The organism is Priestia sp. YIM B13489, from assembly GCF_042787645.1.
Classification (GTDB): domain Bacteria; phylum Bacillota; class Bacilli; order Bacillales; family Bacillaceae_H; genus Priestia; species Priestia megaterium.
Map to the genome: position 1 here is coordinate 167350 of NZ_JBHZOQ010000036.1, position 22583 is coordinate 189932.

At 37.6% G+C, this 22583-nt stretch carries 20 protein-coding genes; 4 read left to right on the plus strand and 16 right to left on the minus strand.

Annotation, left to right across the window (positions count from 1 at the left end; translation table 11 throughout):
- Positions 1–77: 77 nt before the first annotated feature.
- The gene (locus ACFX4W_RS02760; protein ID WP_377559225.1) at positions 78–1460 is read right to left on the minus strand and encodes a UDP-N-acetylmuramoyl-tripeptide--D-alanyl-D-alanine ligase; all 1383 of its coding nucleotides are present in this window, start codon (positions 1458–1460) and stop codon (positions 78–80) included.
- Between the two features lie 96 nt (positions 1461–1556).
- Positions 1557–2639: a D-alanine--D-alanine ligase gene (locus ACFX4W_RS02765; protein ID WP_013054995.1), complete on the minus strand. Its 1083-nt coding sequence runs from the start codon at positions 2637–2639 to the stop codon at positions 1557–1559.
- A gap of 293 nt (positions 2640–2932) precedes the next feature.
- Between ACFX4W_RS02765 and ACFX4W_RS02770 the strand changes: the two genes are divergently transcribed.
- From ACFX4W_RS02770 to ACFX4W_RS02780, 3 genes are read left to right on the plus strand one after another with little or no spacing between them, the layout of a single operon-like run.
- Complete coding sequence (locus tag ACFX4W_RS02770; protein ID WP_043977815.1) at positions 2933–3445, plus strand: FMN-binding protein; 513 nt, start codon at positions 2933–2935, stop codon at positions 3443–3445.
- Positions 3446–3459: 14 nt separating this feature from the next.
- Complete coding sequence (locus tag ACFX4W_RS02775; protein ID WP_377559226.1) at positions 3460–4389, plus strand: FAD:protein FMN transferase; 930 nt, start codon at positions 3460–3462, stop codon at positions 4387–4389.
- Positions 4373–5260, plus strand: a complete 888-nt coding sequence (locus ACFX4W_RS02780; RefSeq protein ID WP_043977811.1) for an RnfABCDGE type electron transport complex subunit D — start codon at positions 4373–4375, stop codon at positions 5258–5260. The genes ACFX4W_RS02775 and ACFX4W_RS02780 overlap by 17 nt, the downstream gene beginning before the upstream one ends.
- Positions 5261–5276: 16 nt before the next feature.
- Here ACFX4W_RS02780 and ACFX4W_RS02785 read toward each other — a convergent pair whose 3' ends face one another.
- The 10 genes from ACFX4W_RS02785 to mscL form a co-directional block, all read right to left on the minus strand.
- Positions 5277–6512, minus strand: coding sequence for a sensor histidine kinase (locus ACFX4W_RS02785; RefSeq protein WP_280560701.1), 1236 nt, complete (start codon positions 6510–6512; stop codon positions 5277–5279).
- Entirely contained in the window at positions 6505–7182 is a 678-nt protein-coding gene (locus ACFX4W_RS02790; RefSeq protein WP_162215154.1) for a response regulator transcription factor, read from the minus strand. The genes ACFX4W_RS02785 and ACFX4W_RS02790 overlap by 8 nt, the downstream gene beginning before the upstream one ends.
- A 145-nt stretch (positions 7183–7327) precedes the next feature.
- Positions 7328–8440: an acyltransferase gene (locus ACFX4W_RS02795; RefSeq protein ID WP_237075557.1), complete on the minus strand. Its 1113-nt coding sequence runs from the start codon at positions 8438–8440 to the stop codon at positions 7328–7330.
- Between the two features lie 218 nt (positions 8441–8658).
- On the minus strand, positions 8659–9732 hold the full coding sequence (locus tag ACFX4W_RS02800) for an ABC transporter substrate-binding protein (RefSeq protein WP_042992389.1): 1074 nt from the start codon (positions 9730–9732) through the stop codon (positions 8659–8661).
- Positions 9729–10535 (minus strand): ABC transporter permease, encoded by an 807-nt coding sequence (locus ACFX4W_RS02805; RefSeq protein WP_043977800.1) that lies wholly within the window; start codon positions 10533–10535, stop codon positions 9729–9731. Before ACFX4W_RS02805 ends, ACFX4W_RS02800 begins: the two co-directional genes overlap by 4 nt.
- Position 10536: 1 nt before the next feature.
- Positions 10537–11337: an ABC transporter permease gene (locus ACFX4W_RS02810; RefSeq protein WP_043977797.1), complete on the minus strand. Its 801-nt coding sequence runs from the start codon at positions 11335–11337 to the stop codon at positions 10537–10539.
- Positions 11327–12436: an ABC transporter ATP-binding protein gene (locus ACFX4W_RS02815; RefSeq protein WP_028410433.1), complete on the minus strand. Its 1110-nt coding sequence runs from the start codon at positions 12434–12436 to the stop codon at positions 11327–11329. The genes ACFX4W_RS02810 and ACFX4W_RS02815 overlap by 11 nt, the downstream gene beginning before the upstream one ends.
- A gap of 20 nt (positions 12437–12456) precedes the next feature.
- Positions 12457–12999 carry a helix-turn-helix domain-containing protein gene (locus ACFX4W_RS02820; RefSeq protein WP_013054985.1) on the minus strand — a complete coding sequence of 181 codons (543 nt, stop codon included), beginning with the start codon at positions 12997–12999 and terminating at the stop codon, positions 12457–12459.
- A gap of 196 nt (positions 13000–13195) precedes the next feature.
- On the minus strand, positions 13196–15265 hold the full coding sequence (locus ACFX4W_RS02825; protein WP_237075558.1) for an LTA synthase family protein: 2070 nt from the start codon (positions 15263–15265) through the stop codon (positions 13196–13198).
- A 195-nt stretch (positions 15266–15460) separates the two neighbouring features.
- The gene (gene mscL / locus ACFX4W_RS02830) at positions 15461–15856 is read right to left on the minus strand and encodes a large conductance mechanosensitive channel protein MscL (RefSeq protein WP_043977792.1); all 396 of its coding nucleotides are present in this window, start codon (positions 15854–15856) and stop codon (positions 15461–15463) included.
- 280 nt (positions 15857–16136) lie between these two features.
- Here mscL and ACFX4W_RS02835 point away from each other — a divergent pair, with 280 nt between their 5' ends.
- Complete coding sequence (locus ACFX4W_RS02835; protein WP_280560697.1) at positions 16137–16673, plus strand: L,D-transpeptidase; 537 nt, start codon at positions 16137–16139, stop codon at positions 16671–16673.
- A 37-nt stretch (positions 16674–16710) separates the two neighbouring features.
- Here ACFX4W_RS02835 and ACFX4W_RS02840 read toward each other — a convergent pair whose 3' ends face one another.
- The 4 genes from ACFX4W_RS02840 to ACFX4W_RS02855 all read right to left on the minus strand — a co-directional run bounded on the left by ACFX4W_RS02840 (position 16711) and on the right by ACFX4W_RS02855 (position 22477).
- Complete coding sequence (locus ACFX4W_RS02840; protein WP_043977788.1) at positions 16711–17196, minus strand: VOC family protein; 486 nt, start codon at positions 17194–17196, stop codon at positions 16711–16713.
- 89 nt (positions 17197–17285) lie between these two features.
- Entirely contained in the window at positions 17286–18428 is a 1143-nt protein-coding gene (locus ACFX4W_RS02845; RefSeq protein WP_043977785.1) for a mannitol-1-phosphate 5-dehydrogenase, read from the minus strand.
- 5 nt (positions 18429–18433) lie between these two features.
- Positions 18434–20524 (minus strand): BglG family transcription antiterminator, encoded by a 2091-nt coding sequence (locus ACFX4W_RS02850; protein ID WP_280560696.1) that lies wholly within the window; start codon positions 20522–20524, stop codon positions 18434–18436.
- A 60-nt stretch (positions 20525–20584) separates the two neighbouring features.
- Complete coding sequence (locus ACFX4W_RS02855) at positions 20585–22477, minus strand: PTS mannitol transporter subunit IICBA (RefSeq protein WP_280560694.1); 1893 nt, start codon at positions 22475–22477, stop codon at positions 20585–20587.
- Positions 22478–22583: the final 106 nt, after the last annotated feature.

Genomic DNA, 22583 nt, shown 5'->3' on the forward strand with positions numbered 1-22583 from the left:
GCCTCAAGACACTCAGACTACATCATAACACTATGGCTTTCCGTTTGCAATAGAGCTTACTTATACTCTTTTTAATATCACGGTAATTTATGCATCATTTTTGAGATAACTTCCTCAAGCTTCATCCCTCGAGATGCTTTCACTAAAACCACATCTTCTCTTGTTGTAATCGCTGTTAATTTTTTAACAAGCTCATCTTTCTCCTCAAAGTGCATTACCTTATCTTCTGCAAAATTATTTTTTGCTCCTTGCTCAATTTCAACAGATAAGGGGCCGTATGTTAGAACATAATCAATTTTTTCTGCTTGAATAAACTCTCCCACTTCTTTGTGGAACTCTTTTTCCTGATTGCCTAATTCAAGCATATCCCCGAGAACAAGAATTTTTTGCTTATAGCCTTCTAAATCATGCATCAACGTGATAGCAGCTTTAACGGACGTTGGGCTTGCGTTATATGCGTCATTAATGAAGGTCAAGCCATCTGTTCGTTTCACGAGCTCCATACGCATATTGGTTAGCTTTAATTCTTTTAACCCCTTAGCGATTGTTTCATTGTCTAGTCCAAAATAATGACCTACCGCAATAGCAGAAAGCGCATTGTGAACATTATGTTTACCTAATACCGGGATAAAGAATGGATATGTTGTTTCACGTGAAACAGTGAATGTTGTGCCTAACTCTTCAGCTGAAATAGCACTTGGATACAAATCGTTTTGTTCTGAGCTGCCAAATGTCACCGTTTCAAATACTGGATTAACAACGCGCGACGTTAAAAGTGGCTCATCACCATTATAGACAAGCTGACCTGTTGGCGCTAAGCCGCTTGTAATTTCTAATTTTGCCTCCGCAATTCCATCACGGCTTCCTAAGTCTTGAAGGTGCGATTCTCCGATATTTGTAATAATGGCTACATCAGGCTCCGCTAAATTAGAAAGAAACTCAATTTCCCCTCGGCTGCTCATGCCCATTTCTAAAACTGCAATATCATGAGTTTCATCTAAACGCAAAATAGTAAGCGGCATACCAATATGATTATTAAAGTTTCCATCTGTTTTCAGAACGCGGTAAGTTGTATCGAGCACAGCTTTTACCATGTCTTTTGCTGTTGTTTTTCCGTTACTTCCTGTAATGCCCACTACTTTAATATCTAACTCGTGACGATAGGATTTCGCTAATTGCTGAAGAGCTTCTAGCGTATCATCGACTAAAATAACACTAATGTCTGTCGGTGGATTTTCTTCATCTTTGTTCCACAGTGTAGCGACCGCTCCGTTTTCAATTGCTTTATGAACAAATGCATGCCCGTTAAAACGTTCCCCTTTAATTGGGATATATAAATTACCTTGCTGAATGGTTCTCGTATCAATTGAGGCTCCCTCAATTACAGCTGTTTCGTTTCCGCTATGAAATACACTTCCTGGAATCATTGTAGCTAGCTGTGTAAGCGTACGTTTAATCATTGTTGGTTTGCTCCTCTCGATATAAAGTTAACTATGGATAACATTAATTGAAACTAAACACAGAAACACTATTCATGATGAATAGTGTTGTGTGAGTTACATTGTGTGTTTAATTTGCTGCTTTTCGGTATGACGTTCAATTGCTAGTGATACAAGTTTTTCGATTAAATCTGGATATTCAACACCTGCGTGTTTCCACAATAACGGGAACATACTGAAAGGTGTAAAACCAGGCATCGTATTCACTTCATTAATAATGAATTTACCTTCTGATGTTAAGAAGAAATCTGCACGTACAAGACCAGATCCATCAATTGCTTTAAATGCTTTGATTGCTAGTGCTGACATTTCTTGATGCTGTTCTTCTGTAATTTCAGCTGGAATAATAAGGCCTGTATCGCCGTCTTCATATTTGGCTTTGTAATCGTAAAACGCTTTTTTAGGTAAGATTTCTCCAACTACTGAACAAGCTGCTTCATCATTACCTAACACACCAATTTCAACTTCACGACCAACTGCTGCTGCTTCTACAATGATTTTCCGATCGAATAAGAAAGCTTCAACAAATGCCGCTTCTAACTCTTCACGGTTATCACATTTGCTAATCCCAACGCTTGAACCTAAGTTTGCTGGTTTAACAAAGCAAGGGTATCCAAGTGTTTCTACTTTTTCATAAGCAGCCGTTCGATCTGCTTCCCACTCGCGGCGGATAAATGATACGTACTCTACTTGAGGGAGACCTGCCTGTGCAAACAGCTGCTTCATTACAACTTTATCCATACCAGCTGCTGAAGCTAATACACCGTTTCCAACATAAGGAATATTCAATAATTCTAATAATCCTTGTACCGTACCATCTTCTCCATTTGGACCATGAAGAAGTGGGAAAATAACATCTAGCTGATCATCTGTTTTTGAATCTGTTAATGCAAACATTTCCGTATTCAATGAAACTGGTGAAATAGCAGTTCCGTTATCTTGAATTTCTAATTGAGCAACTGTTTCAAGCGGACCAGTCAGCTGTGTGCCGCGAATCCACTTTCCTGTTTCTGTAATGTAAATTGGATGCACTTCATATTTATCGTGATTAATTGCTTTTGAAACTGCTAGAGCTGTTTGTAAAGATACTTTATGTTCAGCGGATTTTCCTCCGTATAAAAGGCCAAGCTTAATTTTCACTGATGTTCCTCCTAACACATATTCATCTTTTCTATTTTATCATGCACGTTTAGATAGTAAACAGAAATATTAACTATTATTACGTATGTCAAAATAGCTAGGCTTGTGAAAGAAATTCCAGCTTCTCCTTTCATTATTTAAAATGACCTTTTCGCTTGGATCATTTATTTTCGAAAAAACTTTTTTGATTTTAAATCTTTTTTAAAAGTTTATTTGTAAAGTTTATTTATGCTAAAGATCACCATCAATAATCGAAACTATAGTTCTGGTATAAATCAGGAGGTTCAACAAACATGAGTAAAATGGGAAAAACGATGATTGCTGCATGCAGCGTAGCCATTGGAAGTATTTATGCAACTGGTTATATAAACACTCTATCTGATGCACAAGCTGTTCAAGTCACCCCGGCTCATCATCAGAAGAAAACGACGGATCAAACAGACAATCAAACGATTGTCAATGACAGCTGGGGAGAAGATATAGCTTCTTCTAATCGGAACCATTCATCAGCGAGTGCCGAAAGTTCTGCTCCTAAAACGAAATACAAAGATGGAACGTATTCTGGCCAAGGAAGCAACCGTATCGGAACTGTCTACGTATCCGTGACCATTAAAAACGACCGAATTGATACAGTTGAAATTACAGAAGCAGATACTCACTATTCTCAAAGTTACATTGAGGGCCTTCCGGCTCAAGTCGTACAAAGACAAAGCTCAGATGTCGACGTCGTGAGCGGAGCAACGCTTAGTACAGAAGATTTTCAAAATGCCGTGGACGACGCACTTCAGCAAGCAATGAATGCATAAAGGAGAAACGAATGATGTCCATAAAAACATATAGCCGCTCCGTATTATGTATGGGAACAACCGTCTCCATTCAAGTAATTGCTCCCCAATCAGAAGAAGCAAATGTCCTTCACCATATCTCAAAGGCATTTACTATTTTTAAAATCGTTGAAACGACATGCAGTCGATTTGATGCCAAGAGCGAAGTTATGAAACTAATTAGACATGTCAAACAGCCTGTTTCTGTTAGTCATCTATTATTTGAAGCCCTTCATTTCGCTGTCTTAGTAGCAAATGAAACGCATGGAATCTTTGACCCAACGGTAGGAAAGCAATTAGAAAACCGCGGTTTTAATGAACATTACTTATATGGAAAACCCGTACAAGTGAACGAAGCAGTCGATTCTGGAAGTTATAAAGACATCGTATTGGATACACATAAAAAAACGGTTTGTTTACAAAAACCGATGATTATAGATCTTGGAGCGGTCGCCAAAGGGTTGGCGATTGATTTAGCTGCCCGCTCCCTTCCTTATCAGCATTTTATGATTAATGCAGGAGGAGACGTCCTAGTTAAAGGACGCAATCAACACGGAGAGTTGTGGAAAGTTGGGATTCAGCACCCTGTGATTCAAACGCAGTCACTACTGACTTTACGTGTAACAGATACGGCTGTCTGCACATCAGGAAATTATGCTAGAAAAAATAAGACACATCCATCAACGCATCATTTGGTTAATCCCTTATCTCCATCCACTCGAAGCAGTCTGTTGAGTTGCACAGCTATTGCTCCTTCTGCCATGCTGGCCGATGCATTATCTACGTCAGCTTTTATTTTAGGAGCGGAAAAAGGAGTAAATTTATTGAATGATGCCGACATACGCGGCGTGCTCTTCGACTCTAGTTTCACTCCTTTTTTTACATCAGATATGGAGGAATTAATAAATTATGACCACACGTTCTGAACGAAGAAGCGGTGTTAAATATATCAGTACACCAAAAGGTTATATTACTGTAGATGAAAACAAACCAAAAGAAATAAGTCTTTGGGTGCAGCTAGTTAAAACCCCTAAAAGATATGTAATCGCTATGCTTCTGCTTTTAACTTTATTAGGTGAATTCAACTCTTCTGCCTTTCAAGGATTAGGACACCTACTGCTTGCCGTATGCTCGGCGGCTGCCTTAGATTTAGGATTTTCTTTTGCTTATAAAAAGAAAATTCAGCTTCCTGACGGCGGAATTATTACTGGATTAATTATTGCCTTAGTACTCAGCACCTCTACACCTGCTTGGGTCACATTTTGCACTGTAGCTGTTGCGATTTTATCGAAGCACTTCGTAAAAGTAAAAAAGAAGCCTATTTTTAACCCTGCTGCTTTTGGTCTTCTCTTTTCACTTATTGTCTTTTCAAGCGGCCAAAGCTGGTGGGGAAGCTTATCTTTACTACCCGTATGGCTCATTGTATCCGTGTTTGTGACGGGTTACCTTGTGACGAGTAAGGTAAATAAATTCCCTCAAGTATTTGCGTTTTTGGGCGTGTATTTTGCTATTTTCACGATTATGTCATTAATAGGAGTAGGCGATGTAGCAGATGCTTTACGAGCTCCTTTTGTTAATTCCGCTTTATTTTTAGCCTTCTTCATGGTGACGGATCCGCCAACTTCTCCTGCCAAGTATAAAGACCAAATAAAATTCGGGCTGCTTGCGGGGGCGATTAGCGCTATAGATTACTTAGTTTTTGGCGGCCTTGCCTATTTATTAATTGGCCTGTTACTTGCTAATGCATGGAAAGCGTGGAAGACCGCCACTAAAAAAGTGATGAAAAAAGCTGCCTGATGATAGGCAGCTTTTTTCATAGCGGAATTTTCACATAAAATTCCGTACCCACGTTTTTCTGGCTAAAAACCTTAATTTCTCCGTCGTGAGCTTGTACAATCCATTTGGCAATCGCGAGACCTAAACCTGACCCTCCTTCGGCACGTGCTCGGCTCTTATCACTTCGATAAAAGCGATCAAACACATATGGAAGGTCTTTCGCTTCAATTCCAATGCCTGTGTCTCTAACGATTAACGTCATAGAGTGATGATGTTTCTTTAGACTGATGTGAATGCTTTCTCCAGATGGAGTGTATTTAAAAGCGTTATCTAATAAAATCATACATAGCTGATGAAGTCGTTCTTGATCTCCTCCGCACATTAACGATTCAATTTCCCTGGTGAAGTGCAGCTCCTTCAGTTCAAATATGGGCTCAAATTGATTAGCTACTTTATCAACCAGCTCGCCCATATTAAAGACCGTTTTGTTTAGCAGCTGCGCACTTGAATCAGATCTAGCCAGTGTTAGTAAGTTACCCACCAGCTTCGTCATCCGCTTCACTTCGTTTAAGCTTTGATAAATATTTTCGCTTTCTTGCTCGATCGTATGATTTGGCCGTCTAAACAATAGCTCGAGATGCGTTTGCATCACGGAAAGAGGCGTTCTTAACTCATGGGAAGCATCTGCAATAAATTCGACCTGTTTGTTCCACGACTTTTGTATAGGTACAAGCGCTCGATTAGCTAAAAACAAGCCAGCCACAAGCGAAAGAAGCAGTCCAATAAACGCTGAAATGATAAGAAGAAAAGCAAGGTGCTCTAAGGTTTGAGTTTCTGGATCTACGTTTAAGACAAGTTGAATCGTTGAAACGTCTTGATCTTTTATATACCCTTCGTTTTTCACATTCATCACTCGATAAGCATGACCGTTTACCTCTTGCGACGTTTGGGCTTTCCCTTCTGAGAGCGCAGGCTTAAAGTCGTCAATATCGTTTGTATATAACCCTTTTTTAGGTGTGATTTTGATTAGTTTTTTATCACTGCTCCAAAGTAAAAACGCAACCCGCCTTTCTGTTTCTCTCTCATTGTTTTCCTGAATCTCATGTAAGTTTCTTTTTTTAACTTGCTCGCTCATCTCACTTAACCGATTGTCTGGATTTAAAAAAATAACATGCTGCATATAAAAATATAAAACTAAACTAAAAATGCTCAAAATAACCATCAGCACGATTGTGTTAAATAACACAAGCCTGATTCTCGTCTTTTTAAACATGCTCTTCCCCTTTTAACATAAAGCCTACGCCTCTCACTGTACGTACATAACCGTCACAATTAAAAGGCTGAAGCTTCTTTCTTAAATGGTGAACATAGACGTCTACTACACCCACTCCTACGTCAGATGTAAATCCCCATACGCGATTAAAAATTTGATCTCGAATAAGGATTTGTTCTTTATTTCGAATAAAGTATTCCAAAAGCTGAAATTCTTTAATCGTTAACGTTAGGGCACTCCCATTTATCATAACTTCATGATTGGCTTCTCGTATAGAAATGGGACCATATGAAATCATGCCTTCTTCTGCCTGCAAGTCTCTGAGCATCACCCTTAACCTCGCAAAAAGTTCAGCCATGGCAAAAGGCTTAACCAAATAATCATCAGCTCCATAATCGAGTCCTTTCACTCGATCTTCTACACTATCTTTTGCAGTGAGAAAAATAACTTTCGTCAGCACCTTTTGTTTTCTTAGCTTTTTTAGTATGTCAAGTCCTGTTATACCCGGCAGCATAATATCTAAAATCAAAGCATCATAAATATTCTGCTCTGCTAAAAACAAACCTTCATCTCCTTCAGACGCACAATCAACTTCATATCCTTCTTCTTTTAAGCCTTCTACGATACCGTGTAATAAGGAAGCATCATCTTCTACCACAAGTACACGCATATCAAATTCCCCCTTTTGTGAGTACCTAAGTAAGCATTATCTTAGCATGTCACTTTTAAAAATATTTTAAAACTAACGTGTTATCATCTCTTATACTTTATAAAAAAAGTTATGTCTGCAAGCAGACATAACTTTTAACTAAACGCTATTTATGATCAGGACGTCGGTAAATGAACACCGCTTCTTTTGGCAGTTTACCAAACAAAAAGCTAGCAAACGGTAAAAGACGATGACATCCCCAAATGATGAGGTAACAGCCCGCTAATGTTAGAATATAGCGTGCCAAGATTTCAACGTGAAACATGTAGTTGCCTTGTATTGGTACTGCTTTTGCCACAAAGTTTAAAACCATTGGGTGAATCAAGTAAAAGCCAAACGAGTACATGGCAATATTTTTAACAACCGTCACGGACTTTGCAGAAAGCTTTTCAGCTAATATCTCTGCAATTCGGAAGAAGAAATAACTTCCAGCAACCAAATAAAGCGTATTAACAGCCTCATACGTAAAGCCTGAAATGTGGATTGTCTTCATTGTGTACAAGTGATAATTCAACAGTGAAATAGCTATTCCCGATCCGAGCGTCACTAGAAACAATACAATATTCGAACGACTGTACTTTTTATCCACTTGCTCGCGATAATAAATGCCAATCCAACCGCCGAGTAAAAACGTAGCCATTGTATTTAAAAATAAATTAAATGAAGTGATATGATACGTATTGTTAAGCATTAAATAACCAAGCTGAATGATGATGCCAAACAGCCACATGTATTTTTTAAAAATGGTTACTTTTTGTGCTAGCCATACAAAAACCGGCAGCACGAGATAAACTTGTACAATTAAAAAGATAAAATGAAGCTGATAGTAGGACTCTCCGCGTAAAATACGTTTCACAATATCAGCTGCATTTAATTCTGTTGCTCCTACATAGTACGAATAAAATTCATAAATAAGTGCCCAAATAATATAGGGAACCAAAATATATGTCACTCTTCGAGCATAATACGTTTTCCATAAAGTCTTTGTTAAAGACTTGTTAATATAACTATAAAAGAAAACCAAACCTGTGATCACAATAAAGATTCCTGCTTCAATTCGAACAATTCGGTTAAGAAAATGATATTTCTGATAAGCTTCGCTTGCAAATGGCAGTACCGTTGCATATGCTGCTGTTACATGTACGAGCACAACCATCATCATAGCGAATAATCGTAAAAAATAAATGGATTGAATATGCTGCTTTTGTTTTTGCTTCACTTTTTCTCTCCTACATAATGTGAAATATAACTTCTAGATGAATAATAGAACATTCAATTTTTTCTTATCTTTCCCGTTTTACAAATAAAAAAGCTAATAACACAAAATAAATGTTATTAGCTTTACTCGTTTGTATTTTATCTTTCCTCTTGCTATCACGCAACTGAATTTACAAAAACAATAAAGAACTTAAGTACAAATACCTAATTAAGTTCCTTTTATTTACGGTGCATTTTAAATTCTAAAAATAATTCATTGTAATAAGCAAGCATTCGTTTGCCTAAGTTATTATATACTTCAAGCTTTTTTGTTAGTTCTTCCTCTGGATAAAAACGTTCATCTTCCGCTACTTCTTTCGGCAAATAATCTAACGCTTTTTTATTAGGGGTAGAATACCCTACATATTCCGCGTTTTGAGCAGCATGTTTAGGATCTAGCATAAAGTTCATGAATTTATGTGCGCCTTCTACGTTTTTAGCCGTTTTTGGAATAACCATGTTATCAAACCATAAATTCGAACCTTCTTCTGGAACAACGTAATTCAGCTTATCGTTTTCACTCATGATCTCAGAAGCATCGCCTGACCAAACAACGCCAATTGCCGCTTCTTCATTTGCTAGGAGCATCTTAATCTCGTCTCCTACAATGGCTTTAACATTTGGTGTTAATGTATCAAGCTTTCTTTTTGCTTCTTGAAGATGGGCTTTATTCGTATCATTTAATGAATAATTTAAGCTGTTTAGCCCCATTCCCATCACTTCTCTAGCGCCATCTGCAAGTAAAATTTGATTTTTCAGCTTAGGATCCCATAAATCATTCCAACTTTTTATCTTCTTGCCATGAATCATATCAGAGTTATACACAATACCCACAGTTCCCCAAAAATAAGGAATAGAGTACTTATTGCCAGGATCAAAGGATAAGTCTAAAAAACGCGGATTAATGTATTTTAAATTAGGCAGCTTCGAATGATCAATTGGCAATAGTAAATTTTCTTCCCGCATCTTGCTAATCGCGTACTCAGAAGGCACAGCAATATCAAATGTTGTACCGCCTTGTTCAATTTTGGTCATCATTGCTTCATTCGAATCAAAGGTCTGATAAATGACTTTAATTCCGGTTTCTTTTTCAAACTGATTCACTAAATCAGGATCAATATAATCTCCCCAATTATAGACAGTCAGCGTATCTCCTCCAGAGTATCCTTCGGCATTGTTCAAATGATGAACCACATACATAAGAACGAAAGAAAGGATGACGATGAAGATAAACGGCTTTGCTAATTGCTTCATTTTCCAGTCGCCACCCCTTTCACTTTATTGCTATATCGCTGGCTGATAAAGTAATAACCAATCACAATCAGCACGGTAAACATGAAAATAAGAGTAGAAAGAGCATTGATTTTCAGAGAGACCCCTCTTCTTGCTAACGAGTAAATTTCTACTGAAAGCGTGGAAAAACCGTTCCCGGTCACAAAGAAAGTAACCGCAAAGTCATCCAAAGAGTAAGTTAAAGCCATAAAAAAGCCTGCAAAGATACCAGGACGAATAAATGGCAATACCACTTTCGAAAGTACTTCAAAGCGGCTTGCTCCCAAATCACGGGCTGCATCGAGCAGTGTCGGACTCATTTCCTGCAGCTTAGGCAGAACCATGATGACCACAATCGGTACACTGAATGCAATATGCGCTAACAATACCGATATAAATCCGAGCTTTACACCGATAATGGTAAATAGAATTAAAAAAGATGCGCCAATAATAACATCTGGACTCACAATTAACACATTATTAAATGTTAACAGCGTATTTTGAACACGTCTGCGCTTCACATATACGATAGCAAGTGCCCCTATCACGCCAATAATAGTTGAAATACCGGAAGACAGTAGAGCAATAATAAGAGTATTCAAGACAATAATAAGCAAACGCGTGTCTTGAAACACTTCTTTGTACCAATCTAACGTAAACCCTTCAAATTCACGCATGTTTCCTCCGCTGTTAAAAGAGTAATACATTAAATAAAAAATGGGCGCGTATAAAATGAAAAAGACAAAAAATAAATAAAGGTGGCTGAACTTCCACTTTCTCTTCATTTTACACACCTCTCTTTCCAGTGCCTGTTATGAGCATCATAACGGCCATCGCAATAATTAAAAAGACGGCTATTGTGGCGCCCATGCCCCAATCCTGCGTCACTAAAAAATGTTGTTCAATCGCTGTTCCCAGTGTAATGACGCGGTTTCCAGCAATTAAACGCGTAATCATAAAGAGTGATAGTGCTGGAATAAAAACAGCCTGACAACCTGATTTAACCCCTTCTAGCGTTAGCGGAAATACCACGCGCTTAAATGTCACCCATGAAGATGCCCCCAAGTCTCGCGAAGCGTAGATAAGCGAGGGATTAAGTTCTTCTAAAGAGTTAAAGATCGGCAAAATCATAAAGGGGATAAAAATATACACCGATACAAATACAAAACTAAAGTCAGTAAATAAAATTTGATGAGTACCAAGTCCTAGAAATTTAGTAAACTTATTAACCGTACCATACGTGCCAAATATACCTAAAAAAGCATAAGCTTTTAATAATAGGTTAATCCACGTCGGTAAAATAATCAGTAGAAGCCAAAGCTGCTTGTGCCTAAGCTTCGTTAGTAAATAAGCTGTAGGATAAGAAAAAACCAAGGAAAATAACGTAATTAAAAAGGCATACCAAAATGAACTCAGCGTCATCTGTAAATAAACTGGAGTAAAAAATTTCTTATAGTTTTCAAGCGTCAGCTCATTATCGATGTTGAAAAAAGAATAATAGACAACTAATACAATGGGAGCAACTACAAAAAGCAAAATCCATAACACGTACGGGACTAAGTAAATATTTCTTGATTTAGTTTGCATCGTAATCCTCTTCATAACCTTCGAGTCGCTTATCGAATTCTTCTTCCGTTTCATTAAATCGCATAACATGAATAGCTTCAGGTTCAAAATATAAACCAATTTCTTCGCCAACCGTTGCCTTTTTCGTAGAGTGAACGAGCCACTCATTCCCTGCATGGTCATAGCCTAAAATTTCATAATGGACTCCTCTGAACAGCTGTGAATCTACACGAACCTGCAGCTTTCCTTGATCGGAGCTTGTAATGGCTAAATCTTCAGGGCGAATCACAATTTCAACCTGCTCATTTTGGTTTAATCCTTGATCGACACATTCAAATTGCTGGCCGCCAAACTCCACTAAAAAGTCCGCAATCATTTTACCTGGTACAATATTTGATTCACCAATAAAATCGGCAACAAAACGATTAATTGGCTCATCATAAATATCTGTAGGTTCCCCGCTCTGCTGAATTCTTCCTTTATTCAAAACAAAGATTTCATCGGACATCGCAAGCGCTTCTTCTTGATCGTGCGTAACAAAAATGAACGTAATACCTAGACGACGCTGTAATTCTCTTAACTCGTATTGCATTTCTGTACGCAATTTTAGATCAAGAGCTGAAAGCGGCTCGTCCAGCAAAATGACTTCGGGCTGGTTTACAATTGCTCGTGCAATTGCTACACGCTGTCTTTGGCCGCCCGACATTTCCTTTATTTCTCTGTTTTCATATCCTTCTAAGTTAACAAAACGAAGGGCTTCTTTAACTTTTATTGCAATATCAGCATTTTTCATCTTCTTGATTCGAAGACCAAATGCTACATTTTCAAATACATTCAAATGGGGGAAAAGCGCGTAGTCTTGAAAAACCGTATTAACCTGTCGTTTGTTAGCCGGGACATCATTAATTCTTTTCCCATTAAAATAAATCGTTCCGCTTGAGGCTTCCGTAAAGCCTGCAATTAATCGTAAAATCGTTGTCTTTCCACATCCCGATGGACCTAAGAGGGTATAAAATTTCCCTTTTTCAATTTCAAAGCTTACATGATCCAATACAACTGAATCATTATCATATTGCTTGGTCACATTTTCAAATTGAATAATTGTATTCGTAGATGTCATTTCACTTCACCTCTTTTGTTCTATAAATAAGACTCTGTCGCCACGATAATTAACTCTGTTATTCCGTCATGAGCATTTAAAATCTGATGTTCTTCAGAAGCTTGAAAATAGATGGTTTCTCCTTGTTTGGCTTCATATATTCTGCCTCCAAGCTTTACCTTCACACACCCGCGCAAAATGTAGCCAAACGTTTCTGAAAGGGAAGGCTCAAATCTCTTAAATGCACCCTTTTCATGAAGAATAAGACGAATCGGCTCCATTTCTTTTTCATTTGATTCATGCACAAGCCACTGAATATGGTAACCTTTTTCATCTTCGCAATAACTCGTGTAGTCTTCCTCTCTGTATACAACCTTTTGAACATGCGTATCAATTTCGAAGAATTCTTTCGGTTCGCACCCTAGCACTTCCAAAATACTAAAAAATGTTTCTAAAGACGGTGAACTTAAATCGCGCTCTAGCTGGGAAATATAGCCTTTACTTAAATCAGTACGTTCTCCTAGCTCTTCTTGTGTTAAACCTTTTTTTAATCGTAAATTTTTAATTTTCTTTCCTATTTCCATACTCTCGATCCTCAACTGTATTTAAAATTAGCAAACAGCATGAATGATTGTTCATGCTGTTCCAAACTCAAGTTTTGTTTTACTTAACTTAAAGTTTACTTTTAACCTTAAAATATTATACATGAATTATTTTTTAGTACAACCTTAAACACTTAAAAAATAAAAACTCCTTTTATATTAAAAGGAGTTTTTATTTTTATTTATACAACTTATGCGTTTCGTACTGTTTCCCGGATAATGTATCAAACTCAACTTCATGGTAATCTTGAAGTTCTTTTGCAGCTTTTTTAGATAGCGCCGCCGGATCATCGACTAGCTTTCCTTTCGAATCTATATACATATTTGAACGAAAAGCCGGCACTTCTGTTTTCATTTGATTCAACTGATCGTAGAACAGATTACTTTTGTAACCAAGAGATTGAGCAAGCGTCGGAGCAATATAAATAGGACTCATCGTACCGAGATTTTTATCTATTTTCGTATCGTAATTAGATAAAAATAAGAGCGGCGTTTCATAAAATTTTTGAGATGTTTGCTGCGTTTTCTCGTTTCCAAAACCCGTTTCTTTGTAAGCTTGAAGGTTTTGGCCAAGCGCCGGCAAATGATCTCCCCAAAATACTACAATGGTCGGCTCGTCCAGCTTTTGAATTTCATCGTTCAATCGTTTTAAAGCAGCATCTGAACGTTTAATTCCTTCAGCATAAATTTCAATTTCCTTTTCCATTTCCGGTGATAACCCTTTACCGGTTACCTTAATGGTTTCCTGACCATTATACTTATCCGCCGAATAAGGAAGATGATTTGCAATCGTTACAGCATGCACAAATGCAGGCTTTTTCGACTGACGAAGCGTATCGAGTACTTCATCAACTACCGCTTCATCGGAAACAAACTCTTTGTTATCTTTTTGCGTATGCTTCATTTCATCAATAAACTTCACTTGATCAAATCCCAAGTTTGGATATACATTTTGTCTCATATAAAGCATGCCGCTGTTTGGATGCATAGCTGTTGTAGCATAGCCTTGCTTTTCTAAATAAGAAACAAAAGACGGATATTCTTTTTTACTCAATACATGCTGATAAGGAAGGCCTCCAGGGTTAAAGAAAGACAAAGAGTAGCTCGTCAGCGCTTCGAACTCCACATTAGCTGTTTCCCCGCCAAACGAAGGACTTAAAGACCATCCGGAAGGATATTTCTTTTGAAGTTCTCTTGTATTTTTCATTGGATCTTCAGAGAACGTCACGTTAAGCTTTGTTGGGTCCCAAAATGTTTCGTTCATCACAAACACAACGTTTGGTTTGACTTCAGTCTTGCTTTCTTGTGTTTTCTCTTCCTTTGACTGAATGCGCTTTGTCACTTTTGCCATAGCTTCTTCTGAGTAGTCATCCGGCTCTTGCAGCACATCTGTTTTAACATTTGAAATCATGCCAATAACAGGTCCATTATAGTAATAATTATTTTGCTGATTCCAAGGCATCAGCGCAGCATATTGATCATAATATTTTTGAGCAAACGAGTGTTCAAAGAATAAAAATGATTTCATTAAAAAGATGAGCGGCAGAATCATAATAATTCGAAGAAACCATCGAATTTTAATTTTCGGCAAGAAAAACCAAAGAGTAATCAGTACGATAATAGATCCAATAACTCCTATTACAATAGGAATTGAAATCGAATCTTTAATCATCGGAATAACTTCTTTTAACTGACTGGCCTGAATAAAATCGTTTGGGAACAATGGTTCATTTCGAAAGATTTTTTTGTAATAGTTTACGAGAGCTAAAATAAAATACAGAACAAAGGCAATCCCAGCCCCTAAATAAGCTTCCCCTACTAGCATAATGATCGCTAGTGTTAACAGCGAAAGCAAAAATACCGTAAAGAGATAGCGTTGAGGGTACGCCTGCATCCACTCTATTGTTTTGCCTGGGTTATGTATATCAATATGATAGACAACAAAAACCATGGCAGAAACAGCTGCTACTGCAATTGAAAACACAATTGCCGTAAAAATGGCATACCACTGCGAAGCTTGTATTCTCTCTATCTGATTAAACCGAAGTAGCAAATAGAAAGTGAGCGCCCATAAAACAAGGGAGCATCCCCCTATTAATACTACGAACCCAGCTGTATGGATTTGGGCCCAGTCAAACAATATCTTTGTGTCATTTGATACATTAAACATAACAACACTGTATAAAAAAACGCTAAGCAGCCCATACGCTGCCAGCATTGGCAAAGAACGATACAAATGTTTAAACATAACCTTAAGCCTCCTATTTACAATATCTTAACACTTTTAATATGATTTTAACATTCCTATCTCTCGCGCTTTCACGCCTAATTTCCCCATGATCATACCACTAACATTTCCCGAGAAATTTCACACGAAAAAAGCCCGCTTTTCTTATGAAAAGACGGGCCTCTTAGCCGTTTTATACGTATGTAAAAATTGCTGTTATGAACGTTCTTTCAACGCTTCTGCTTTTAGCAGATCGCGAATTTCTGTTAAGATCTCTTCTTCTTTTGACAGAACAGCCACTTCTTCCTCTACTTTCTCTTCTTCTTTTCTCTTAAAACGATTAAAGAAACGAATAAATAAGAAAATCGAGAATGCGACAATTAAGAAATCAACAATTGTTTGAATAAAAGATCCATATAATACCGTAGCATCTCCAACCGTGAAGGATAAATCTTTAAAGTCTATCCCTGCTAACAACAAACCAATCAGCGGCATAATAATATCATTTACAAGAGACGTTACAATTTTTCCAAATGCCGCTCCAATAATAACACCGACAGCTAAATCCAATACATTTCCACGCAAAGCAAACTCTTTAAATTCTTTAAGCATCTGTTTCTTCCACCTCCTGCCCTTCATTTCAAACTTTCATGATAATACATCCTAAATTAAACATACAAGGTGCATTTTCACTTTTCTCTTTTTCATGAGATATGTACCAGACCTTTAGTTGTATTTCTGCCCAGATTTTTACTTTATATTCGCTTATAAATAAAATGCACTTTCAGTTTTCATTCAGGAAAGATTCATATTCAGTCCATTTTCCTTTTATACACTAATAGCATGTAATTCACCAAATATGTAAATGAACAATAGAGGAGATGGCTAGAACGTGAGAAAAATTATACTGCGAGCAGCTGCTTTATGCCTCGTAGCTATTATCAGCATTTCTTATACAGCAAGTGCGGCGAATGCAAGTGAAAACGCAGCAAGTGGAGATTTAATTATTATTAATAAAAAAACAAATCAGCTTGCTTATTTTCATAATGGAAAGTTAGAAAAGACGTATTCAGTAGCTACGGGAAAAACATGGAGCGATACGCCGGTAGGCTTTTTCAAGATTGTTAACAAAATTAAAAATCGTCCTTACTATACAGGGCATATTGCAGGAGGCGCTTCTAATAATCATCTTGGCTCTCGCTGGCTAGGGCTTAATGCAAACGGAACAACCGGCGACACATACGCTATTCATGGGAATAACTCAGAAGATAGCATCGGCAAATATGTAAGCCACGGCTGCGTACGAATGCATAATACGGATTTCGAAGAATTATTCAATAAAGTGGCAGTAGGAACATCTGTAACTATTACGTATTCATCAAAAACCTTTGAAGAGCTGGCAAAAGTATACGGCTACGGACAGCTATGAAAAAATAAAAGCTTATCCAAGAAATATGGATAAGCTTTTATTCTTCTCTATTCCCATACATGAGCTCCGTACTGTGTGAATATAGCTCAATAATATTCCCAAACGGATCTTCACAATAAACCAAGTAATAAGGTTTTCCTGGTCTTGTATTCCATACTTGGCTTCGCTTTTTACCGCCTGATTTTTCGATTTTATCCGCTAACTTTTCCACGTCATCGGCTACTAAACACATGTGAAAATAACTTTGATACTGCTCATCGCTGTCTTTTAATACAAGAGGCATTTGCGGCTTATTAAATTCAAACAGTTCAATGCCTACCTGGTTGTCAGCTGTCATGTGAGCATTTTTCATTTTTTTGATATGAGACCCCAGTAAATCTTGAGTCATATTTTCAGCTTTTTCTTCCTCCGCATTAAACATATAAGGACCGGCAATCAGCTTAAAACCTAAAACTTTTCCATACCACTGCACGGCTTCTTCTACATCAGGTACAGCTAATCCAACGTGCGTAATAGCTACCATTTTATCACCCTCCTATACACAAACATTCCCTTTCTGCTAAAAGAAAAACAGCCCATTTAAAATGGACTGTTTACACATACTAAATTCATTCACGATTTTAAAGCATTATATTGAGCAATGATTTCTTTTGTTAAATCATTACTTGCCTCTAACCCACTAATCTCTTTTAATACATACTCAATACCATACTCATGAATATTCGCTTGAAGCTTCATAGCCTCTTTATCTTCTTGCGGATCAAATAAAAGCGCAGCGGCAATAGCCTTTGCTAAATAGGTATAAGAAAGGCCCGATTTTTTTGCTTCTAGCGCTGGACGAATCAAACGATCCTGAGGTCCAAGCTTGCGAATTGGTGCTCTTCCTACTCTTTTAACTGAATCATTTAAATGAGGATTTTTAAAGCGTTCAATGATTTTAGTAATATAGGCTTTGTGTTCCTCTTTATCTAAGTCATATCTTTTAATTAGATAGTTTCCTGTTTCTTGTAGCGTTTGCTGTACTTGTTCATAAATATCTGAATCTCTTAACGTTTGATCAATTGTTTCTTTTCCTTTTAAATAACCAAAATATGCAATCACCGCGTGTCCCGTATTCACTGTAAATAACTTTCTTTCAATAAAAGGAGCAAGGTCAGGCACAATCGTCATTCCTTCTACAAAAGGAATATCTTCAGGTGCCTCTACTACCCATTCATAATAGGATTCTACTAAAACATCAAGCGAACCTTGATCATGTTGAATAGGCACGATACGATCTACAGCTGAATTGAAGAAAAAGACCTTATTTATCATATGAGCTTTTGTCTCTTCATCCAGCGCGTCAAAAATATAGCCTTTTAATAAATCTGTCGCAGAGATTTGATTTTCACATGCAATCACATATACATTTTCGTCGCTTGCTTTTACACGTTCAGCCAAACCTTTAGCAATTAAAGGAGCAATGCGAGGCAGAACGTTCGGTCCGATGGCCGTCGTAATGTACGTTGCTTCTTTAATCGCTTTAATGACCGCTTGTTCTTGTGTCAGATTATTTAAACCAGATACGTTTTGAACAGCTAATGTCTCGGGATGCTCTGCGGCTGTTATTACGTTATACCCTTCATCTATGTTTAACTGATTAATAATCTTTTCAGCAATATCTACGAATGTGACATGATAGTTGCTTTGAGAAAACAATGCCCCAATGAATCCTCGACCGATATTGCCTGCTCCAAAATGAACTGCTTGTTTCACAAAAATCATTCCTTTATCAAATTATTTCGAAGGTACTCATGAAACGTATCCTCTAGCTTTTTGCGAATTATCTCTTCGTTCGAAGACGAAAAAATCATCATTGCTTCATGGTCTTCAATTAAACTGGTACTAATTAAACTTAAAATTTCTTGCTGTGCTTCACTTAACTCTTCAGGTGCGAGCATTAATAGAAGGTTACGCGCCTGCATGTTTGTTCCGTCCATGCCTTTAACTGTGCAAGGCTGTTCTAAATGTGAAACTTGAAAAATCAGCTCGTTCACGTGATGTTCACGGCAATGGAACAGTGCCATACTCGTTTGCGGAATGCCTAAACCGCCTTTGTTTTCTCGTTCCTTAAGCTGATGAATAACGCAGCTGGCATTGGTTATTAAACGTTCTTTTTCAGCAGCTTTTACTACGTGCGAAATCACTTGATCGTGACTCACTTCACCCGAAAATCGATACATTCTAAGGTTTTGAAGAATTGATTCGATACTTCCATGCACATCTTTAATTTGCTTCATCGTTTCCTCAAAAGACGGTTTTTCTTTAGAAACAGTTTTATTTTTATATTGGAACGAGCGATAGTCCTTATCTTTGGTTAACTTTTGAATGTTTTTCTGTAAAAAATTCTGGACGGATTGAATATCCTCTTCGGTTAAGAGTGGATTGACTAAAATGTAATCGACATTTAAAAAAGGCAGTCTTACTGTTGAAATCACTACGTCATACCCTTCAAGCGCGGCTTCTTTGATTTCTTTTACCGATTTAATGGCAACTGAATTAATCTCCGGAATCTCTTTACGAATACGGCTAGCTAACATTTTCGAGGTGCCAATTCCAGTTGGACAGACGATTAGTGCCTGAATTTCCATAACTTCTTCTTTTAGCACTAGCGTTGAACCGAAATGCAAAACAAGATATGCTACTTCATCATCTGGAAAAACTAAATGCGGCAGCTCTTGATCTATACTGTTTCTCACAGCCATAAATAAAACCGGGTACTTTTTCTTAATCTCTTCTGTTAATGGATTAAAAAGCTCCATTTTTTGCTTAAGACGAAAAATTGCCGGTTCCATATGAGCGAGCAGCCCCTGGTAAAGGGAAAAATCACCGGTTAAGTCGGTGTTAAGCTGAACAGAAACGTGAGCAATCATATTCTTAATAATCTGCCCAACCACTACGCTGTCGTAATATACGTCTCTAGTAGTTTGGAACTTTGCTGCACGCAGCCGCACTGCTAAGAAATGAATATCTTTTTCTGTAAAAGAAAGAGAAAATACCCGTTCAATTTCGCGGCAAATATCCTTCATTAAAAACATTTCACTCGCCAGTTCTTCCGTTTGGCCGCCGTCGTCTTCTAGATACATTTGCTTTTTCGTTCGCTGTATCATAATGCAAATATGAACAATGAGCCCTATATAATCGCTGTCAGCCAGCTTAGAATGATGCTGATTAATCGCTTGATGTACAATTCTGTCTACTTCTGCCAAATAATCCGGATAAAAATAGTGCAAAATCGTTTCATCCGTATGCTGCTGGTTTTCTGCTAAAAACATGCACTCAATTAACTCTTCATTAAAGTAAACAAGAAAATAATTAGCTAATGCTTTTCGTTTATTGGCTTCAGTAGCTTGAACCTCTACTCCCACCCCTCTCTTTCGTTGAAGGAAAACGTCAAATGTGGTTAACCACTCTGTTAATTCATCTAAATAAGCAGTGAGTGTAGTAATACTTACTTCTAAATCTTTAGCCAGCGTTTGTAATTTAAATGAATCTCCTTCTTCTAGAAGAAGAATTAAAAGAATTAGTTTTCTTTCCTGTGGAGACTGATCCGTCGTTTTAATCTTCATCAGCTCTTGGATAAGGCGAAAAATTTGTTCATTTTTACCTTCAATCATTAGTCCTTCATCTTGCGTACGAATCAGCTTCAAATCAAATTTTTCAAGTATTGATTCAATTGCCTTCAAATCTCGGTGAACGGTTCTTACACTTACATTCAAAAAAGTAGCAAGTGTAAGGGCTGTATGTTTTCCTGCCGTTTTAATAATTAACTCAATGATTGATTTTTCTCTTGAAGTAATAAACAAGAACATCAACTCTTTTCTTATTTATAAACAAAGGATAAAAAGGCATTTCCATGCCTTTCTATCCCGTTAGTTACTTTGAATAATAGCCATTAATTCTTTAGCTGATTTGGCATGAACCATCTTTTCAATATTGTCCATATCAGAACATGTAATCGCGATACCAGATAAAATTTCTAAATGAGTGCCGTCTTTTCCGGCAATTCCAAAAATCAAACGAACTTTCTCACCATCAAAATCAACGCCTTCTGGCACTTGAATCACTGTAAAACCCGACCTTAAAACGTTCTTTTTCGCTTCTTCCGTACCGTGCGGAATCGCTACGTCATTTCCCATATAAGTAGAAGTCATATTGTCGCGCTCAATCATCGCTTCAACGTAGTTTTCTTCTACATATCCGCCTTTTACTAACACGCTCCCTGCAAATCGAATTGCTTCTTCCTTAGAAGAAAAGTGCTGATTTACGAAAACGTTTTCTTCTTTTAATAAACCATCATTACTATCTGTATTATTTTCTGCAGATACTCTTTTTTCTTCTTCCGCTTTAGAAGTAGTATGATCATTTTTTAGTTGATCAATTAGTTTGTCATATTCCGGACTAGATAGAAAATTATCAACCGAGATATGATACGCATCTGGAACTTTGTTTTGAGCTCTTGGCGTTAGCTCTTCCTGTGTAATAACGATTTGAGCATCACTTGGAATATTACTGATGGCTGTATTCGTTACCGAAATATTTAAATCTGCTTGTTTAACTTTCTTGCGAAGAAGAGAGGCGCCCATCGCACTCGATCCCATACCTGCGTCACAGGCAAAAACAATTTTCTGAACGCTTGCTGGTACTTCTCCTTGCTGTTTTGTAAAGCTTCCTGCTACAGAGCTCTTCTTGCCTTTCATCTCTTGCATTTTGCGAGCTGCTTCATCCAAATCTTCTGTTTGCTTGCCCGTTTTTAAAATTAACGAACCTACAATAAACGATACGATGGCTGCAACGAGAACACCGGAGATATTTGCAACATAGCTGCCTGCATTACCTGGTGTAGCAGCTAAAATAGCCAAAATACTTCCCGGTGAAGCAACCGCTTGTAAGCCTCCGCCTAAAAGAACAAATGTAAATACGCCGCTCATTCCGCCTAAAATAGCCGCAATGATTAGAAGCGGACGCATTAAAACGTAAGGGAAGTAAATTTCGTGAATTCCGCCAATAAAATGAATGATGGCTGCTCCCGGCGCTGACTGTTTTGCTGTTCCTTTTCCAAAGAAGCAATACGCTAACAAAATTCCTAATCCCGGACCAGGATTTGTTTCTAATAACAATAGAATTGACTGTCCGTTTGTTCGAATTTGTTCTGCTCCGATCGGAGATAAGATACCGTGATTAATAGCATTGTTTAAGAATAAAATTTTAGCTGGTTCAATTAGAATACTTGTAAGTGGAAGAAGGCCATGTGCAACCATCCAATCTACACCCACTACAAGCGCGCCTGTAAATCCGTCCACGGCTGGACTAACTCCTAAAAAGGCTAGAATTGCTAGAATTCCTCCAAGAATACCTGCTGAGAAATTATTAATTAACATCTCGAATCCTGTTTTGACTTTACCTTCAATAAACTGATCAAACTTCTTGATGATATAACCGCCAAGCGGTCCCATAATCATAGCGCCTAGAAACATCGGAATATCAGATCCAACGATGACGCCCATGGTCGCGATAGCACCTACAACGCCTCCGCGCTGATCGTGGACAAGCTTTCCTCCTGTGTAGCCGATTAGCAGCGGAAGCAAATACTTGACCATTGGATCCACTAGTTTGGCAAGGCTTTCATTTGGAAAAAAGCCTGTTGGAATAAATAAAGCAGTAATAAGTCCCCATGCAATAAATGCTCCGATATTTGGCATAACCATTGAACTTAGAAAGTTCCCAAACTTTTGTACAGCTACTTTTATATTAGATTGAGCCATTTGCTCTCTTCCTTTCTCTACGTGATGATACTTTAATCGTAAGAGATTAAACGCTTTCATTCAATGAATAGGAAAACTAACTTTGTCGTACCACAGACAGACAAAG